The sequence below is a fragment of the Streptomyces sp. NPDC054863 genome (genome assembly GCF_053610825.1).
On the sequence record NZ_JBSGZD010000056.1, the window covers coordinates 19,911 to 36,551 of the forward strand.

12 protein-coding genes are annotated in these 16,641 nt (G+C 70.1%); 7 read left to right on the plus strand and 5 right to left on the minus strand.

Annotation, left to right across the window (positions count from 1 at the left end; all coding sequences use genetic code 11):
* The first annotated feature begins 85 nt into the window (after window positions 1–85).
* The 3 genes from ACWGIG_RS13705 to ACWGIG_RS13715 all read left to right on the plus strand — a co-directional run bounded on the left by ACWGIG_RS13705 (window position 86) and on the right by ACWGIG_RS13715 (window position 2,979).
* Window positions 86–580, plus strand: a complete 495-nt coding sequence (locus ACWGIG_RS13705) for an SseB family protein (RefSeq protein WP_453321754.1) — start codon at window positions 86–88, stop codon at window positions 578–580.
* Window positions 581–682: 102 nt separating this feature from the next.
* Window positions 683–1,639, plus strand: coding sequence for a pirin family protein (locus ACWGIG_RS13710; RefSeq protein ID WP_453321755.1), 957 nt, complete (start codon window positions 683–685; stop codon window positions 1,637–1,639).
* A 227-nt stretch (window positions 1,640–1,866) separates the two neighbouring features.
* Window positions 1,867–2,979, plus strand: a complete 1,113-nt coding sequence (locus ACWGIG_RS13715) for an AI-2E family transporter (protein WP_453321756.1) — start codon at window positions 1,867–1,869, stop codon at window positions 2,977–2,979.
* Here ACWGIG_RS13715 and ACWGIG_RS13720 read toward each other — a convergent pair.
* On the minus strand, window positions 2,940–5,045 hold the full coding sequence (locus ACWGIG_RS13720) for a SpoIIE family protein phosphatase (RefSeq protein ID WP_453321757.1): 2,106 nt from the start codon (window positions 5,043–5,045) through the stop codon (window positions 2,940–2,942). The genes ACWGIG_RS13715 and ACWGIG_RS13720 overlap by 40 nt on opposite strands.
* Before the next feature lie 233 nt (window positions 5,046–5,278).
* On the opposite strand from ACWGIG_RS13720, the gene aspS reads away from it, so the two are divergent.
* Window positions 5,279–7,045 (plus strand): aspartate--tRNA ligase, encoded by a 1,767-nt coding sequence (gene aspS / locus ACWGIG_RS13725; protein ID WP_453321758.1) that lies wholly within the window; start codon window positions 5,279–5,281, stop codon window positions 7,043–7,045.
* 161 nt (window positions 7,046–7,206) lie between these two features.
* A complete protein-coding gene (locus ACWGIG_RS13730; RefSeq protein WP_453321766.1) occupies window positions 7,207–7,794 on the plus strand; it encodes a Uma2 family endonuclease in 588 nt (195 codons plus the stop codon).
* A gap of 25 nt (window positions 7,795–7,819) precedes the next feature.
* Here the strand turns inward: ACWGIG_RS13730 and ACWGIG_RS13735 are convergent, their stop codons facing one another.
* The 3 genes from ACWGIG_RS13735 to ACWGIG_RS13745 form a co-directional block, all read right to left on the minus strand.
* A complete protein-coding gene (locus ACWGIG_RS13735) occupies window positions 7,820–9,814 on the minus strand; it encodes a serine/threonine-protein kinase (protein ID WP_453321759.1) in 1,995 nt (664 codons plus the stop codon).
* A 186-nt stretch (window positions 9,815–10,000) separates the two neighbouring features.
* Window positions 10,001–11,611 (minus strand): methionine--tRNA ligase, encoded by a 1,611-nt coding sequence (gene metG / locus ACWGIG_RS13740; RefSeq protein WP_453321760.1) that lies wholly within the window; start codon window positions 11,609–11,611, stop codon window positions 10,001–10,003.
* Between the two features lie 94 nt (window positions 11,612–11,705).
* Complete coding sequence (locus ACWGIG_RS13745; RefSeq protein WP_453321761.1) at window positions 11,706–13,166, minus strand: VWA domain-containing protein; 1,461 nt, start codon at window positions 13,164–13,166, stop codon at window positions 11,706–11,708.
* Between the two features lie 290 nt (window positions 13,167–13,456).
* Between ACWGIG_RS13745 and ACWGIG_RS13750 the strand changes: the two genes are divergently transcribed.
* Entirely contained in the window at window positions 13,457–13,825 is a 369-nt protein-coding gene (locus ACWGIG_RS13750) for a DUF6344 domain-containing protein (RefSeq protein WP_453321762.1), read from the plus strand.
* A 258-nt stretch (window positions 13,826–14,083) separates the two neighbouring features.
* On the opposite strand, the gene ACWGIG_RS13755 is transcribed toward ACWGIG_RS13750, so the two are convergent.
* Window positions 14,084–14,833, minus strand: coding sequence for a TetR/AcrR family transcriptional regulator (locus ACWGIG_RS13755; protein ID WP_453321763.1), 750 nt, complete (start codon window positions 14,831–14,833; stop codon window positions 14,084–14,086).
* 184 nt (window positions 14,834–15,017) lie between these two features.
* Here ACWGIG_RS13755 and ACWGIG_RS13760 point away from each other — a divergent pair, with 184 nt between their 5' ends.
* The gene (locus ACWGIG_RS13760; RefSeq protein WP_453321764.1) at window positions 15,018–16,580 is read left to right on the plus strand and encodes an MFS transporter; all 1,563 of its coding nucleotides are present in this window, start codon (window positions 15,018–15,020) and stop codon (window positions 16,578–16,580) included.
* The last annotated feature ends 61 nt before the right edge of the window (window positions 16,581–16,641 follow it).

Below are 16,641 nucleotides of genomic sequence, written 5' to 3' on the forward strand. Positions count from 1 at the left end.
AGACCCGTACTGCCTGTCACGTGTGCGACGGACAGAAATCTCGGCCCGCTGAGGCCGGGGAGGTTCGCCCACTACTCTTTCCCGCATGTATGGCTACGAGCAGAATCCGGGCGCACAGCAGGGTTACGCCCCGCCGGGGGGAGCCCAGCAGGGTTACGCCCCGTCGCAGCCGCCGCCCCAGCAGCAGGCGTACGCGGAGCAGCCGCTGTACCCCGAGCCGTCGCCGCCGTCGCTGGCCGACGGGGTGCGGGCCTTCACCACCGGGACGCTGTCCGCGGAGGACTTCCAGCAGATCTTCGCCTCGTCGAAGGTCTACTGCCCGCGGGGGGAAGGTCCCGGATTCCTGGCGCTGCACAACACGCAGCACCCGGTGATCCCGATGTTCACCACGCTCAAGGAGCTGCGCAGGTACGCGGGCAAGGAGTCCAAGTACTTCGTGATCACCGGCGCCGAGGTCATCGACCTCCTGCCGACCGGCTACGGCTTCGTGCTCGACATGGAGGGCGAGCACCGGATGGTGTTCGACGCGAAGGCCGTGGAGCAGATGGTCGACTTCGCGATGCGCCGCATGTACGGCTGAGCCAGTACGGCTGAGCCGGGCCGGGGAATAGACCTCTTCTTGCGGGATGTTCAGCCTTCAACTAAGTTGAATATTGAACATCCCGCCTGGAGGTGGCTCAAGATGCCCGCAGTGACCGTCGAAAACCCGCTGACCCTGCCGAGAGTGTCCGCCCCCGTGGACGCCGTGGCCCGACCCGTGCTCGCCGTCACCACGGCGCCGAGCGGCTTCGAGGGGGAGGGATTCCCGGTGCGCCGCGCGTTCGCGGGCATCAACTACCAGTACCTCGACCCGTTCATCATGATGGACCAGATGGGTGAGGTGGAGTACGCGGCCGGAGAGCCCAAGGGCACGCCCTGGCACCCGCACCGCGGCTTCGAGACCGTGACGTACCTGATCGACGGTTCCTTCATCCACCAGGACAGCAACGGTGGCGGCGGCACCATCGAGAACGGCGACACCCAGTGGATGACGGCCGGCTCCGGCCTGCTCCACATCGAGGCCCCGCCGGAGTCCCTCGTCCAGTCCGGCGGCCTCTTCCACGGCCTCCAGCTGTGGGTCAACCTCCCCGCGGCCGACAAGATGATGAACCCCCGCTACCAGGACATCCGCGGCGGCCAGGTCCAGCTCCTGGCCTCCCCCGACGGGGGCGCGCTGCTCCGCGTCATCGCGGGCGAGCTCGACGGGCACGAGGGTCCCGGCATCACCCACACCCCCATCACGATGATCCACGCGACGATCCGCCCGGGCGCCGAGGTCACACTCCCCTGGCGCTCCGACTTCAACGGCCTGGCGTACGTCCTCGCCGGACGGGGCTCGGTGGGTACGGACCGCCGCCCGGTCCGCATGGGCCAGACGGCGGTCTTCGGTGACGGAGGCGCGCTGACGGTCCGCGCGGACGAGTCGCAGGACGGGCACACGCCCGACCTGGAGGTCGTGCTGCTGGGCGGGCGCCCGATCCGGGAACCGATGGCGCACTACGGCCCGTTCGTCATGAACAGCCAGGACGAGCTGAAGCAGGCGTTCGAGGACTTTCAGGCGGGGCGGCTGGGGAAGGTGCCGGCGGTGCACGGGATGTAGCGCGCGGCCTGCCGGGTGGGCACGAAGCGGTGAGGCTTCGTGCCCACGGGTGTGTCCGGGGTGTGGCCGTGGGTGTATCCGCGGGTTCGTCGTGGCTGGTCGCGCAGTTCCCCGCGCCCCTGCATGCCTGGTCCTCAGGTGCCCGTACGGGCAGGGGGCTGACGCTTCGTCACTCGCTCGGACGCCGTCAAGGGGCACGCGGGCAGTCTCCGTGCTCTCGTGGCCCCATGTCTCCGACGCCACCCAGGTCGCCCCTCCTCCCCACCCCCGCCCGGCGTCTGGCCGCCTGGTGTGTGGTGGCGCTGCTCGTGGCCGGGGTCGTCGCCGTGGCGGTCTGGTTGTGCATCACGTTCAAGACCGCCGTGACGCCCGTCCTGCTCGCGCTGCTCGGGACGGCGCTGCTCGGGCCGCTCCACCGGCGCCTCATCAAGATGAAGGTGAACAAGTCCCTGGCCGCCGGGCTGACCTGCGCGGCCGTCGTCGCCGTCGTCGGCGGGGCGTCCTGGATCGTCGTCAGCGCCCTCATCGACAGCGGCGAGCAGATCGTGGCGTCGGTGCAGCGTGCCGCCACCGACCTCGTCGAGCGCTTCGGCGGCGAGGGCACGACGCTCGGCGACCTCGGCGACAAGGCCCAGGACCTGCTCTCCAAGTTCGGCGGGACCGCCGCGTCCGGGGTGCTCGCGGGGCTCGGCATCGTCGGCGAGATCGTCGCGACCGCGGTCCTCGCGATGCTGCTGGTCTTCTTCTTCCTGCGCGACTCCGACCGCGCCGTCACCGCCCTGCGCGCCTTCGCGCCCCGTGACGCAGGAGACATGGCCGAGGCGATGGCCCGCCGCGCCTTCGAAGCGGTGGAGGGGTTCATGCGCGGGACGACGTTCATCGCGCTCATCGACGCCCTCTGCATCACCGTCGGCCTGCTGGTCCTGCGCGTCCCGGGAGCGGTCGGCCTCGGGGCGCTGGTGTTCGTCGGCGCGTACATCCCCTACCTCGGCGCGTTCCTCTCCGGCGCCGTCGCCATCCTCGTCGCGCTCGCCGACCGGGGTGTGGTCATCGCCCTGTGGGCACTGGGCGTGGTCCTCGCCGTGCAGGTCCTGGAGGGGCACATCCTCCAGCCGATGATCCAGAGCCGTACGGTCCAGATGCACCCGGCGGTGGTGATGCTGGCCATCACCGCGGGGGCGTCGGTCGCCGGGATCATCGGCATGCTGCTCGCGGTGCCGCTGACGGCCGCCGCGTTCGGCGTCTTCTCCGAGATCCGGAAGAACTTCACGGCGGAGAAGGACTTCACGTCGGAGAAGGACTACACGTCCTCGTACGACACCGGCGGCGCGTCCTCGTAGAGCTCGAACCAGATGGACTTGCCCTCGCCGCGCGGGTCCACGCCCCACTTGTGCGCGAGCATCTCCATCAGCAGCAGCCCGCGCCCCGAGGACGCCATCTCGCCGGGGCGCCGCTTGTGCGGCAGCTCGTCGCTGGCGTCGGTGACCTCGACCCTCAGCCGCCGGGTGCCGACGGTCCCGGTCGCGCGGGCGGTCAGCAGCGCGTCGCCGTCGGTGTGGACGAGCACGTTGGTCACCATCTCGGAGACCATCAGCACCGCCGAGTCGACCTGGTCCTCGTCCGCCCAGTCGTGCAGCAGCTCGCGCAACTGGCGCCGGGTGCCCGCGATGCGCTCGGGCTCGGCCTGCGCGACGGTCAGCGCGGTGGACCGTACCGACGACGCGTCGGCCGTCGCGCGCACTCCGTCCCGGCTCAGCAGCAGCAGGGCGATGTCGTCCTCCCTGCGGTCGGACAGCGGCCCCGTGGTGTGGTGCGACGGGGGGCCGTGCACGGCCTGCACGAGGTCGTCGGCGAGCGTCTCCAGGTCGAGTTCCCGGTGGTTCTCCATGATCGTACGGAGCCTGGCCCAGCCGGAGTCCAGGTCGTGGCCGCCGGTCTCGATCAGCCCGTCCGTGCAGATCATGAGCGTCTCGCCGGGTTCGAGGGCGAGCCGCGTCGTCGGGTAGTCGGTGTCCGCGTCGATGCCCAGCGGCAGCCCGCCCGCCGTCGTCCGTACGAGAACCGTCCCGTCCTGCATCCGCACGGCGGGCTCCGGGTGGCCGGCCCGCGCCAGCTCCACCGTCCCGTCCACCGGGTCGACCTCCAGGTACAGGCAGGTCGCGAAGCGCGGGCTGGAGTGGTCGTCGGGGGCGTACGTGTCGGTGATGCCGTGCAGGAAGCGGGACGCGCGCGACAGGACCGCGTCGGGCCTGTGCCCCTCCGACGCGTACGCACGCAGGGCGATCCGCAGTTGGCCCATCAGCCCGGCCGCCCGCACGTCGTGCCCCTGTACATCGCCGATGACCAGCGCCACCCGCCCGGACGGCAGCGGAATCATGTCGTACCAGTCACCGCCGACCTGGAGCCCGCCGCCGGTCGGCACGTACCGCGCGGCCACCTTCATGCCGGGGATGGCGGGACCCAGCGTCGGCATCATCGACCGCTGAAGACCGTCCGACAGGGCCCGCTCGGACTCCTCCACCCCGGCCCGCGCGAGCGCCTGCGCCAGCATCCGGGCCACCGTCGTCAGCACCGACCGCTCGTCGGGGGTGAACGCGACGGGGTGCGCGAAGCCCGCCATCCACGCGCCCATCGTCCGCCCCGCCACGATCAGCGGCAGATACGCCCACGACCTGCGCCCGAACGGCTCCGCCATCGGCCAGGTCGCGGGGAACCGTCTGCGGTACTCCTCCGGCGTCGGCAGATAGATGGCCCGCCCGGTCCTGACGACCTCGGCCGCCGGATAGTCCGTGTCCAGCGGCATGTCCCGGAACGGGTCCTCGTCGCCCGGGCTGTGCCCGTGGTGCCCGATCGTCGTCAGCCGGTCCCCGGCCACCCCGAACACCGCGAGGCCCTCCGGCGAGAACCCGGGCATCGACAGCGAGGCCGCCACCCGCAGCACCTCCGCCGTGGACCGCGCCTCCGCCAGCGCCCGCCCCGCGTCCAGCAGGAACGCCTCGCGGGAGCGCCGCCAGTCGCCGGTCACGGGGGTGCGGGCGGCGGTGCCCGGCGGGGGCTCGGCGACTTCCTGGATGGTGCCGATGAGCTGGTAGTCGCCGCTCTCCGTGGTGAAGGGCTTCGACCGGCTCCGTACCGTACGGAGAACCTGGCGCCCGCCCTCCGACATCACCCGCAGCCGGGCCTCGGCGACGGTGCCCTCGGCGACGGCGAGGGCGACGATGCCGTCTATCTCGTTCCAGTCGACGGGGTGGAAGCGGGCCCGTGCGGCGGACTCGGTGAGCGTGACTTCCTCGGCGGGCAGGCCGACAAGGCGGGCCGCCTCGGCGTCGAAGGTAACGGTCCCGGAGGCGTTGTCCCACCGCCACAGGCCCGTGTCGATCGCAGCCAGCACGTCCTCGGTGCGCATGGGCACATCCTTCCAGGTCGCGCGGGGACCGGCCGCTCGGGGCGAAGACGCCGATGTTTCACGTGAAACACCGTCGTGCTCCAGGACCCGGCCGGGGGTCCGGGGGTTGCCCCCGGGAAGGCACAGCACGTGAAACATCGGGCCCGAAAAATGGGGTGCGCACGCCCGGTAACCTTGGTGGAAGTTGATTCCCGCCTGTCTCGCGAAGAATCTCGCGAAGAATTGGATGAACGATGCAGCATCGGTACAGGTCCCACACGTGCGGCGAGCTCCGCGCCACCGACGTCGGCGCCGACGTCCGGCTGAGCGGCTGGCTGCACAATCGCCGAGACCTGGGCGGCATCCTCTTCATCGACCTGCGCGACCACTACGGTCTGGTCCAGCTCGTCGCCCGCCCCGGCACCCCCGCCAACGAGGCCCTCGCGAAGCTGACCAAGGAGACCGTCGTCCGCATCGACGGCAAGGTCTCCGCCCGTGGCGCGGACAACGTCAACCCCGAGCTGCCGACCGGCGAGGTCGAGATCGAGGTGAGTGAGGTCGAGGTGCTGGGCGCCGCGAACCCGCTCCCCTTCACGATCAACGCCGACGACGGCGTCAACGAGGAGCGGCGCCTGGAGTACCGCTTCCTCGACCTGCGCCGCGAGCGCATGCACCGCAACATCATGCTGCGCTCGTCCGTCATCGCCTCCATCCGCTCGAAGATGGTCGCGCTGGGCTTCAACGAGATGGCGACCCCGATCCTCACGGCGACCTCCCCCGAGGGCGCCCGCGACTTCGTCGTCCCGTCCCGTCTGAACCCGGGCAAGTTCTACGCCCTGCCGCAGGCCCCGCAGCAGTTCAAGCAGTTGCTGATGATCTCGGGCTTCGACCGCTACTTCCAGATCGCGCCGTGCTTCCGCGACGAGGACGCCCGCGCGGACCGCTCGCCGGGCGAGTTCTACCAGCTCGACGTCGAGATGAGCTTCGTCGAGCAGGAGGACGTCTTCCAGCCCATCGAGAAGCTGATGACGGAGATCTTCACCGAGTTCGGCAACGGCCGCGAGGTCACCTCGCCCTTCCCGCGCATCCCGTTCCGCGAGTCGATGCTGAAGTACGGCAACGACAAGCCGGACCTGCGCGCCAAGCTGGAGCTCGTCGACGTCACGGACGTCTTCGCCGAGTCCGGCTTCAAGGCGTTCGCCGGCAAGCACGTCCGCGCGCTGCCCGTCCCGGACACGGCCGGACAGTCCCGCAAGTTCTTCGACGGCCTGGGCGACTACGCCGTCGAGCACGGTGCGAAGGGCCTGGCCTGGGTCCGCGTCGGCGAGGACGGTCAGTTGGCGGGCCCCATCGCGAAGTTCCTCACCGAGGAAGACGTCAAGGCGCTCACCGACCGCCTCTCCCTCGTCCCCGGCCACGCGATCTTCTTCGGCGCGGGCGAGTTCGACGAGGTCTCCAAGATCATGTCGGCCGTGCGCGTCGAGGCCGCCAAGCGCGCCGGGCACTTCGAGGAGGGCGTCTTCCGGTTCTGCTGGATCGTCGACTTCCCGATGTACGAGAAGGACGAGGAGACCGGCAAGATCGACTTCTCGCACAACCCCTTCTCGATGCCCCAGGGCGGCCTGGCCGACCTGGAGGAGAAGGACCCGCTCGACATCCTGGCCTTCCAGTACGACATCGTCTGCAACGGCATCGAGCTGTCCTCGGGCGCGATCCGCAACCACGAGCCCGAGCTGATGCTCAAGGCCTTCGAGATCGCCGGTTACGACCGCGAGACCGTCGAGCACGAGTTCGCGGGCATGCTCCGCGCCTTCCGCCTCGGCGCCCCGCCGCACGGCGGCATCGCCCCGGGCGTCGACCGCATCGTGATGCTCCTCGCCGACGAGCCGAACATCCGCGAAACGATCGCCTTCCCCCTCAACGGCAACGCCCAGGACCTCATGATGGGCGCCCCGACCGTCCTCGACGAGACCCGCCTGCGCGAGCTGAACATCCAGCTGCGGAAGCCGGTCGAGAAGTAGTTCGACGGCTCACCCGTTCGCATGAAGGGCCCGGAATCCTCGGATTCCGGGCCCTTGTCATATGCCAGGGTCCCACCATGGCGAAGGTGAAGGAGAAACGAGCCGGTGCACGGCGCAAGCCCGTACCGTGGAAGGCACCACCGATCCCGGAGGAGGCCGTCGTGAGTGTGACAGAGGAGCGGTCCGGCGTGCTCACGCAGGACTTTTTCGAGGGCCTGGCCCGCGATGCCGTACGGCGGGACGAGTTCGTCCGCCTGGAGTTCGTGAACGGGAAGATCGGGGTCAAGACGTTGCCGGATGGCAATCACGCAAGCATCATTGCCTGGCTGACACGCGTCTGCATCCAAGCCGATCCGGCTTGGTGGCTTTTCCCCGAGCAGGGAATCCACGTCGAGACGTACCGCAAGGGCAATGCGCGGCCCGATGGTTCGCTGGCCCCGATGAAGGCATTTGCCGGCCAGGGGGAATGGGCGGAGCCGGATGAGGTCCTCATGACCGTGGAGGTCACCTCCAGAGACTCGGACACCAACCAGTGCGACCGCATCGACAAGCCGCGCGCCTACGCCGAGGCCGACATCCCCGTGTATCTCCTCATCGACCGGGACAGCCACGAGGTCAAGGTGCACTCGGAGCCGGGCAACGGGCAGTACCGACAGGTGAGGACCGTTCCGTTCGGGGAGACGGTGCTGCTCCCCGACCCCGTCGGCATCGAGCTCGACACCGAGCCGCTCAAGAGCTGGGTGGACTGACCCGGGGCGTACGGCGGCACGGCGGCTACGGCAGCCGCCACATCTGCGCCTTGTTGCCCGGGGTGCAGTTCTCGACGGTCAGTTGGCGGCCGGCGCCGACGTCGGTGACGCAGCCGTCGCCCACGTAGTAGTTGATCTGGTGCGCGCCGCCGCCCACGGCGGTGGTCTTCCAGCTGGTGATGTAACCGGAGTAGCCGCTCGCCTCGGCGAGCACGGTGCCCGTCTTCTCGTCGTAGGCGGGGGCCTGTTTGAGGCCCATCGCGCCGCCGGCCATGGTGCAGGCGTGGAACTCGGTGAATTGGCTCCCGCCCTTCACCCACCCGAACTGGGTGTTGCCGCCCGAGACGATCTTGCCGCCGGTGCCGGTGGTGGAGGTGTCCGCGAGCCCCATCTTCCGGCCGCTGCCGACGTTGGTGATCGCGCCCCAGCCGTCACCGCCGCAGTGGGCGGGCTTGTTGGCGGTGGGCGGTGGCGGCGGGGGCTTGGGCTTGTCCTTCGTACCGGAGCTGCCGTTGCCGGTACCCGCACCGGTGCCGCCCGCTCCGGATCCCTTGCCGCTGGTGGCGCTGCCGCCCGCGCCCGCGCCGCCGTTCTGGCCTGCGGTGCCCGCCTGTTTGCCGCCGGTGTTCGCGCCTCCGGCGGACGCGGGGGAACCGGTGGCGGGGGCCGAGGGGGTGGCGCCCGCGGACGCCGGAGGGGTCTTCGGGGGAGTCTGCTTGCCGGGATCGGCGCTGCTCGTCGCCGCGGGACCGGCGGCCTTGCCGTTGTCCTTGTCCGTGCGGTCCGGGGTCAGCCCGATGTTCAGGACGGTCACGGTGGCCGCCGTCAGCACGATCGGAACGACCACGAGCACGGGCATGCGCTGCCGCTTCCACCACGGAACCGGCGCGGGAGCGGTGGTGGTGGCCGGCCCCGACACAAGAACCGGAACCGCAACCGGCACAGGGGCGGGCGCGGGCCCGAACCCAGGTCCGGCAGGAACCACCGGAGGAACAGGCCCCACGGGACGCGCACCAGGCGCACCAGGCGCACCAGGCACCACAGGGACAACCGGCACCACCGGCGCCTTGGGATCCCCGCCCCCGAGCTCCGGCTCCGGCACGGGCACGGGCTCCGGCACGGGCTCCGGTTCTGGCTCCGGTATCGGTATCGGCACAGGCACAGGCTCCTGCTCCGAGTTCTCCCCCGCCCCCGCCGCCCTCCGCGCCGCCGCCGCCATCACCGCCGCGTCCGCGTACCGCTCCTCCGGCAGTTTCGCCAGCGCCCGCGCGACGAACGCCCGTACCTCGTCGGGAAAGGCTTCGGGCAGCTCGGGCGCGGGTTCCCGGATGTGCTTGAGCAGGATCTCCAGCATCGTCTCGCCGCTGAACGGCACTTCTCCGGTGAGCAGTTCGTACGCCACGACGCCCATCGAGTACAGATCGGAGGCCGGTACGGTCGCGATGCCCTCGGCCTGCTCCGGCGCGATGTACAGGGCGGTACCCAGCACCGCGTGCGACGCGGTCAGCCGGGACGCGGCCTTGCTGTGCGCGATGCCGAAGTCGGTGACGGTCACCCGGCCGTCGTCGCGGAGCATCAGGTTCGACGGCTTGACGTCGCGGTGCACGATCTCGCGCCGGTGTGCGGCGTGCAGCGCGTCGAGGGCCTCGGCGACGATGCCGAGCGCGCGCCGCACGGGCATCGGCCCCTCGTCCTCGCGCACCTCGTCCAGCGGCTGCCCGTCGACCAGCTCCATCACGATGTACGCGATGCGTTCGTCGCCCTCTGCCGCGCCGTCCTGCTCGCCGTAGTCGTGGACGTCGACGATCCCCGGGTGGCTGAGCGAGGCCAGCACCTTTGCCTCGCGCCGGAACCTGGCCGCGAACTGGGGGTCCTCCAGCAGCTTCGGCAGCAGGATCTTCACCGCGACGGAACGCTCCAGCACCCCGTCCCCGGCCCGCCAGACCTCGCCCATCGCCCCGCCGCCGATGCGCTCGCCCAGCGTGTACCGGCCGCCGAGCACGGTCCCGCGACCCCACATGTGCTGTTCCCCCTGCGCTGTGACCCAAGTTACCGGTGCGAGCGAGTCTGCCAGACCGCCGGAGGGCCAAGTCCCGGTGGGGCGGGCCCACTTGAGGCTGTCCGACATGACCGTACATACGACGAAGGGCCCGGGATCGTCACGACCCCGGGCCCCTCCTCGTAACGCATCACACGGCGGGAACGGCTACGCGGCCGGCTTCTCCTCCAGGCGCGGGAACAGCACCGCGCCCTTCGTCACCGTCGCGCCCACCGGCAGCTGGCCCCAGGTGCCCGCGTCCTGCACCCGCTGCGCGGCGAGCGCACCGAGCCCGGCCGCGTCGGCGCCCAGCGAGTCCCACAGCTTCTGGGACGTCTCCGGCATCACCGAATTCAGCAGTACGGCCATGGCGCGCAGCGACTCGGCGGAGGTGTACAGGATCGTCGCCAGACGAGCCCGCCCTTCCTCCGAGTCGTCCTTCGCGACCTTCCACGGCTCCTGCTCCGTGATGTAGCCGTTGACCTGCTTCACGAAGTCGAAGATCGCCAGGATGCCGGCCTGGAAGTCCAGCTCCTCGCCGATCAGCCGGTCCGCGTCGGCGACGGCCTTCGCGAGGCCCTCCTGCACGGCCTTCTCGGCGTCGCCGGAGGCGGTCGCCTCCGGCAGCGTGCCGCCGAAGTACTTGCCGACCATGGCGGCGACGCGCGAGGCGAGGTTGCCGTAGTCGTTCGCCAGCTCGGAGGTGTACCGGGCGGTGAAGTCCTCCCACGAGAACGAGCCGTCGCTGCCGAAGGCGATCGCGCGCAGGAAGTACCAGCGGTAGGCGTCCACGCCGAAGTGCGAGGTGAGGTCCTGCGGCTTGATGCCGGTCAGGTTCGACTTCGACATCTTCTCGCCGCCGACCATCAGCCAGCCGTTGGCGGCGATGCGCCCCGGTACGGGCAGGCCCTGCGCCATCAGCATCGCGGGCCAGATCACCGCGTGGAAGCGCAGGATGTCCTTGCCGACCAGGTGCACGTCCGCCGGGAAGACCGACTTGAACTTCTCCTCGTCGGAGCCGTAGCCGGCCGCCGTCGCGTAGTTCAGGAGGGCGTCGACCCACACGTAGATGACGTGCTTGTCGTCCCACGGGACCGGAACGCCCCAGTCGAAGGTCGAGCGCGAGATCGAGAGGTCCTGGAGGCCCTGCTTGACGAAGTTCACGACCTCGTTGCGCGCGGACTCCGGCTGGATGAAGCCCGGGTTGGCCTCGTAGAACTCCAGCAGCTTCGGGCCGTACTCGCTCAGCTTGAAGAAGTAGTTCTCCTCCTTGAGGATCTCCACCGGCTTCTTGTGGATGGGACAGAGCTTCGTCCCGTCCTCCGCCTCGATGAGATCGCCCGGGAGCTTGTACTCCTCGCAGCCCACGCAGTACGGACCCTCGTACCCGCCCTTGTAGATCTCGTCCTTGTCGAACAGATCCTGGACGAATTCCTGCACGCGGTCGGTGTGACGCTTCTCCGTCGTCCGGATGAAGTCGTCGTTTGCGATGTTGAGGTGCTCCCAGAGAGGCTTCCAGGCCTCTTCGACGAGCTTGTCGCACCATTCCTGGGGCGTGACCCCGTTCGCCTCGGCAGTGCGCATGATCTTCTGACCGTGCTCGTCCGTGCCGGTGAGGTACCACACCTTCTCGCCGCGCTGACGGTGCCAGCGCGTGAGCACGTCGCCTGCGACGGTCGTATAGGCGTGGCCCAGGTGAGGAGCGTCGTTGACGTAGTAAATGGGGGTCGTGACGTAGTACGCCGCCGCCCCCTGCTTCTCAGATCCAGTGGCCGCCATGCAGAAATCTTAAGTGGTACGGGGCGGGCTCCTCACCTGCATAAGCGGAGGGCCGCCCCGACCGGGACGGCCCTCGCCTTCTGATCTGTACGGGTCAGCCCTTGAGCCACTCCGCCGAACCCGCCAGGAGCCCCTTGTAGAGGGCGGCGTCGGTGAGGTCGGCGGGGGCCGGGCCCGCGTGGAAGAAGGCGGCGTTCGGAACGTCGAGCTTGCGCAGGTAGTCGAAGCCCTTCGCGTCGTGCTCGCCGAAGGCCACGAACTGCCAGAAGAGGGGAAGCCGGGCGGCCTCGGCGAGCGCGGTGGTCGCCGCGCCCTTGGCCTCCGGGGCGCCGTCCGTCTGGAAGATCACCAGGGCGGGGCCGTCGTACTCCCCGCTGTTCTTCTCGTAGTGGTCGACGATCTCCTCCACCGCGCGGTGGTAGCTCGTACGCCCCATGTGGCCGAGCTCGGCGTGCAGGGCGTCGATCTTCCCCTCGTGGTCGTCGAGGGTGATTGCGCCGGTGCCGTCGATGTCGGTCGAGAAGAAGACGACCGGGACCTCGCCGCTGTCACCGAGGTGTGCGGAGAGCGCGAGCGCCTGCTCGCCGAGCTTCTGCGCGCTGCCGTCCTTGTAGTACGGACGCATGGACCCGGACCGGTCGAGCACGAGGTACACCCGTGCCCGCGCCCCGGTCAGCTCCGCCTTCTTGAGTACGGTCCCGGCGGCACGGTACGCGGCGGAAATCTTGGGCGCGCGGGCCTTGACCCGGGCGGCGCTGAGGGTGGCCGCAGGCTCGGGAGCGGGGAGGGCGGCCTCGGGCTCGGCGGCGGGGGCCTCCGGCTCGGGCTCGGGCCGGGCGGCGGTGACCACGGGCTCCGGCTCGACGACGAGCGCTTCCGGCTCGGGCTCGGGCTCGGCGACGGGGGCCTCCGGCCCGGGCTCGACAGCAGCGGCGACGGGCTCGGGCTCGGCGGCGACGGGCTCCGGCTCGGCGGCAGCGGCGACGGGCTCCGGCTCCGGCTCCGGCTCGACGGCAGCCGCCACCGGCTCCGGCTCCACGATCAGCTTGGGCTCGGGCTCGGGCTCTTCCTCGGCAGCAGCGATGGGCTCGTCAGCAGCGATGGGCTCGGCGGTAGCGGTGGGTTCGGCCGTCGTGACCGGCTCGGGCTCAATCTGCTCCGGGATCAGAGGGGTTGAGGCCGACTGCTCCTCCTGTGCTTCTTCCGCTACGGGAAGCGGGGCAGCCGCGGCCTCGGGCGCCGAGTCGCGGTCCGTCTGGGCCGGGACCTGGCCCTCTGCCGAAGCGGCAGCCGGTTCCGGCTCCCGCTCCTCCGCCGCAGGCCTCTGCTTGGCCTTGTCGAACGCCTCGGCCACCAGATCCGCCGCCAGGGAAGCGGAACCCGCCTTCTCCGGAGCCGAGTTGGAGGTCTCCTCCCGGGCATCGGCCGTCTCGACGGCCCCCTGCGTGCGCTCGGCCTGGGACGGCACCGACGGCGTCGACGACACCGCCGAGGATTCGTCCTGCTGTTCCGTTCGGCCGCCAAACACCTTGCGCAGCAAGCTCCGAATGCCCATGGGCGAGGCCTTTCGAGTGAGTGGGGTGCGTTGTATGTCCGTACTGCAGGGATTGATCCCTGACCAGGGGTGACACGTAAGGTTAGCGGCCGTCCCGGCGCGGCCGGAGCAGTGGCTTCCGCGGCCCCCCGGACAACGTTTCTAGCCTCCGATTGCTCCGCACGGGTGGCGTTTGTCCGAAGAACTGCGAATCGGGGTGGCGGTCCGCGCCTTCTCGTGCGTCATCCGCATCATGAGGAAAGTACGAAAACCGGACATCCCGGATTCGACTTCCTCAAGGGAGCTGTGCCATGAAGACGATGTGGACCGCACTGATCGGCGCGATTGTCGCGCTCCTCGCGACGCTGGGCTTCGCCGCCCCGGCCGCCGCCACCGCCCCGGCCGCCACGGCGGACAACTCCTCCGACGCGCAGCGGTCGACGGCCCCGGCCGGCGCACGCGACTGCGGAGAGGGAACAGAGGAACAGTCGAGCCAAGCGCCGCTCTCCACGCGCTGGTCGGTGGAGGTGCCGAAGCGTTCGGTGCCGCCCACGATGAAGCAGCGCATCAGGGCCGAGGCGCACGGCGGCTCCCCTTCGGTACGACAGGTCCCGGCGCTGGACCGCGCACAGGGTGTCCGCGCACAGGGTGACCGCGCCGACTACGAGCCGGCCGCGTAGCACTCCGTATGACGCGGGCCAACTGTTCGCCCCGTACGACGCGGGCCAGCTGTTCGCCCCGTGAGCCGAGGGCCAACTGTTCTCCCCGTACGACGAGGGTCAAGCGCTCTCCGTACGACGCGGGTCAACCGTTCTCCCCGTACGACGCGGGTCAAGCGCTCTCCGTACGACGCCGGCCCAACCGCCGTCCGTGCGACGGCCGAGCCCTCTCCCGCACGAGCCGGTCCCCCGTACGACCGGACCGGCCGACCGTCCAGATCAGCCCTCCGTACGAAGCGAACCGAGTCTGAACTCCAGTCCGTCCAGGACGCGTTGAAGTCCGTAGTCGAACTTCTCGTCCCGGACGTCCTCCGGAGTCCTGCCCCGGTAGCCCTCCTGCCCCTCCCGCAGTCGCGGATGATCCTCCGCGGCCTGTGCCGAGGCGCCGGCAAGGCTCTCGATCCACTCCGGTTCGCTCATGCCACTGCGTGCGACCAACGACAGGTAGGCGGCCTCGCTGGTCGCGACCCCGATGACGTACGCGAAGACCGTGCTCATGGCCTGATCGGTCTCTTCGTCGGCGAAGCCCGCCGACGCGATGATGTCCGCCAGGCGTTCTGACATCCGCATCACGTTCGGCCCCAGGTGGACGAGTCCCACCTGGCCCAGTACCGAGGCCATCCACGGGTGGCGAAGTGCCATCGCCCGCACGCTGTACGCGCTGCGGACAGCGGCCTCGCGCCAGCCCAACTCGTCTCCCACGGACGGGACTTCGAGTTCTCCGTAGATCTCGTCCACGACCAGCTCGATGAGCTCGTCCTTGTTGGCGACATGCCGGTAGAGGGATGTCGCGCCGGCGCCCAGACGGGTGCCGAGCTTTCGCATGCTCAAGGACTCGATGCCGTCGGCGTCCAGCAGGAGCACCGCCTCGGCGACGATCTGCTCCCGGCTCAGCTGTTCCCGCTGCTTGGTGCGCGGGCGCGTCCACACGGATGCGATCGGCTGCGGTGACTTGTCGCTCGTCGCCATTTCCCGGCCTCCTTCTCGGCTCTTCCTGCCGCTGACTGCTTGTTTCCTGCTGCTTCCTCTGCGGCCCACCGTAGCGCACACCGTTTACCCGTTGCGCACACCGTGCGCAGTGCGTACAGTGTTCGCAACGAGAGCACGTCGTACGCTTCACTCCCAACAGGGTGTCGCACAACGGAGGTTGGACATGGAAGAGAACAAGTCAGCAGCGGGTACGGCGAGTTCGGCGCGCGATCCGCGCCGCTGGATCATCCTGATGGTGCTGTGTCTGGCCACCCTGGTGCTGGTCATCGACAACATGGCGCTCACCGTCGCAGTCCCGGCGCTCACCGAGGACTTGGGGGCCAGTCCGCAGAACATCCAGTGGGTGCTGGAGAGTTACATCCTGGTCTTCGCCGGACTCCTCCTCACCTCGGGAAGCCTCTCCGACAGGTTCGGCAGGCGCCGGGTGATGGTGATCGGGCTCGGACTCTTCGGACTCGCCTCACTGGCAGGGGCGTTCGCCAGCGACCCGGCCCAACTCATCGCCGCACGCACGGTGATGGGGATCGGCGGCGCCCTGGTCATGCCCAGCACGCTGTCCATCCTCATGAACGTCTTCGCCGCCGACGAACTGCGCAAGGCGATGGCGGTGTGGGGTTCGGTCTCGATGCTCGGCCTGATCGGTGGCCCGGTGCTCGGCGGTGCGCTCGTCACCCACTTCTCGTGGGGTGCCGTCTTCCTGATCAACGTGCCGGTCGCGGTCCTCGCCATCCTCGCGGCGGTCCTCCTGATGCCGGAGTCCAAGGGCCCCTGGAAGAAGGCCGACCCCATCGGCGCGGTGCTGTCCGTCGTCGGCATGGTGGCGTTGGTCTGGACGATCAACGAGCTGCCGAAGGGCGGTCTGTCCCACGCCTCCACCCTGGTCCCGCTCGCCGTCGCCGTGCTCGGCCTGACCGCCTTCGTCGTCTGGGAGCTGAAGACCGACGAGCCGATGGTTCCGCTGCGCCTCTTCCGGGACCGCAACTTCGCAGGCGGCAGCCTCTCCCTCACCCTCGTCCAGGTCGGCAACGGCGGTCTGCTGCTGGTCGTCACGCAGTACGTGCAGTTCGTGCTCGGCTACTCGCCGACCGAGGCGGGTTCCTCCTTCATCCCGATGGCGCTGGCCGCCCTCGCCTTCAACACCCTCGGCGCCACCCTCGGACAGCGGATCGGCAACCGTGCGATGGCCGCGATCGGCCTGGTCGTCCTGGCCGGCGGCTTCGCCCTCCTCGGCTCGCTCGACCCCGGTGACGGCTTCGCCCTCCTCGCCGCCGGAATGGTCGCCATCGGTGCCGGTGCGGGCCTGGCCATGCCGGCCGCGATCACCGCGCTGATGGGTGCGATTCCGGCCGAGCACGCCGGGGTCGGGTCCGCCCTCAACGACACCATCCAGCAGGCCGGTGCCGCCCTGGGCGTCGCCGCCCTCGGTTCGATCCTGACCACCGGATACGCGGCCTCGATGCCGGACACCGCCCCGGCCGCCGCACAGCACTCCGTCAGCGACGCCCTGGCGCTGGCGGCCCGTACCGGCGACGGCGCACTCGCCCAGAGCGCCCGGGACGCCTTCACCTCCGGGATGGGGACGACGTTCCTGGTCAGCGCGGCGGGGGTGCTGGTGGCTGCGGCCGTGGCCTTCGTGATGATGCGGGACCCGAAGAAGCCGGCCGGGCCGGTCGAGGAGGCGCAGGCCCCGGCCGAGGAGCAGGTGCCGGTGGGCGCCGCCCGCTGACCCCCGTACCGCGGACGTACGTGCTCTCGTACGAGCGAACCCTCGGCCCCCGGACCGCACC

Bases quoted from the DNA above. Each gene is read 5' to 3' on its own strand.
- ACWGIG_RS13750 (WP_453321762.1), top strand. From the start codon at position 13,457: ATGAAGACGATGTGGACCGCACTGATCGGCGCGATTGTCGCGCTCCTC.
- ACWGIG_RS13760 (WP_453321764.1), top strand. From the start codon at position 15,018: ATGGAAGAGAACAAGTCAGCAGCGGGTACGGCGAGTTCGGCGCGCGAT.
- metG (WP_453321760.1), bottom strand. From the start codon at position 11,611: ATGGCGGCCACTGGATCTGAGAAGCAGGGGGCGGCGGCGTACTACGTC.
- ACWGIG_RS13720 (WP_453321757.1), bottom strand. From the start codon at position 5,045: ATGCGCACCGAGGACGTGCTGGCTGCGATCGACACGGGCCTGTGGCGG.
- ACWGIG_RS13745 (WP_453321761.1), bottom strand. From the start codon at position 13,166: ATGGGCATTCGGAGCTTGCTGCGCAAGGTGTTTGGCGGCCGAACGGAA.
- ACWGIG_RS13710 (WP_453321755.1), top strand. From the start codon at position 683: ATGCCCGCAGTGACCGTCGAAAACCCGCTGACCCTGCCGAGAGTGTCC.
- ACWGIG_RS13705 (WP_453321754.1), top strand. From the start codon at position 86: ATGTATGGCTACGAGCAGAATCCGGGCGCACAGCAGGGTTACGCCCCG.
- ACWGIG_RS13735 (WP_453321759.1), bottom strand. From the start codon at position 9,814: ATGTGGGGTCGCGGGACCGTGCTCGGCGGCCGGTACACGCTGGGCGAG.
- ACWGIG_RS13755 (WP_453321763.1), bottom strand. From the start codon at position 14,833: ATGGCGACGAGCGACAAGTCACCGCAGCCGATCGCATCCGTGTGGACG.
- aspS (WP_453321758.1), top strand. From the start codon at position 5,279: ATGCAGCATCGGTACAGGTCCCACACGTGCGGCGAGCTCCGCGCCACC.
- ACWGIG_RS13715 (WP_453321756.1), top strand. From the start codon at position 1,867: ATGTCTCCGACGCCACCCAGGTCGCCCCTCCTCCCCACCCCCGCCCGG.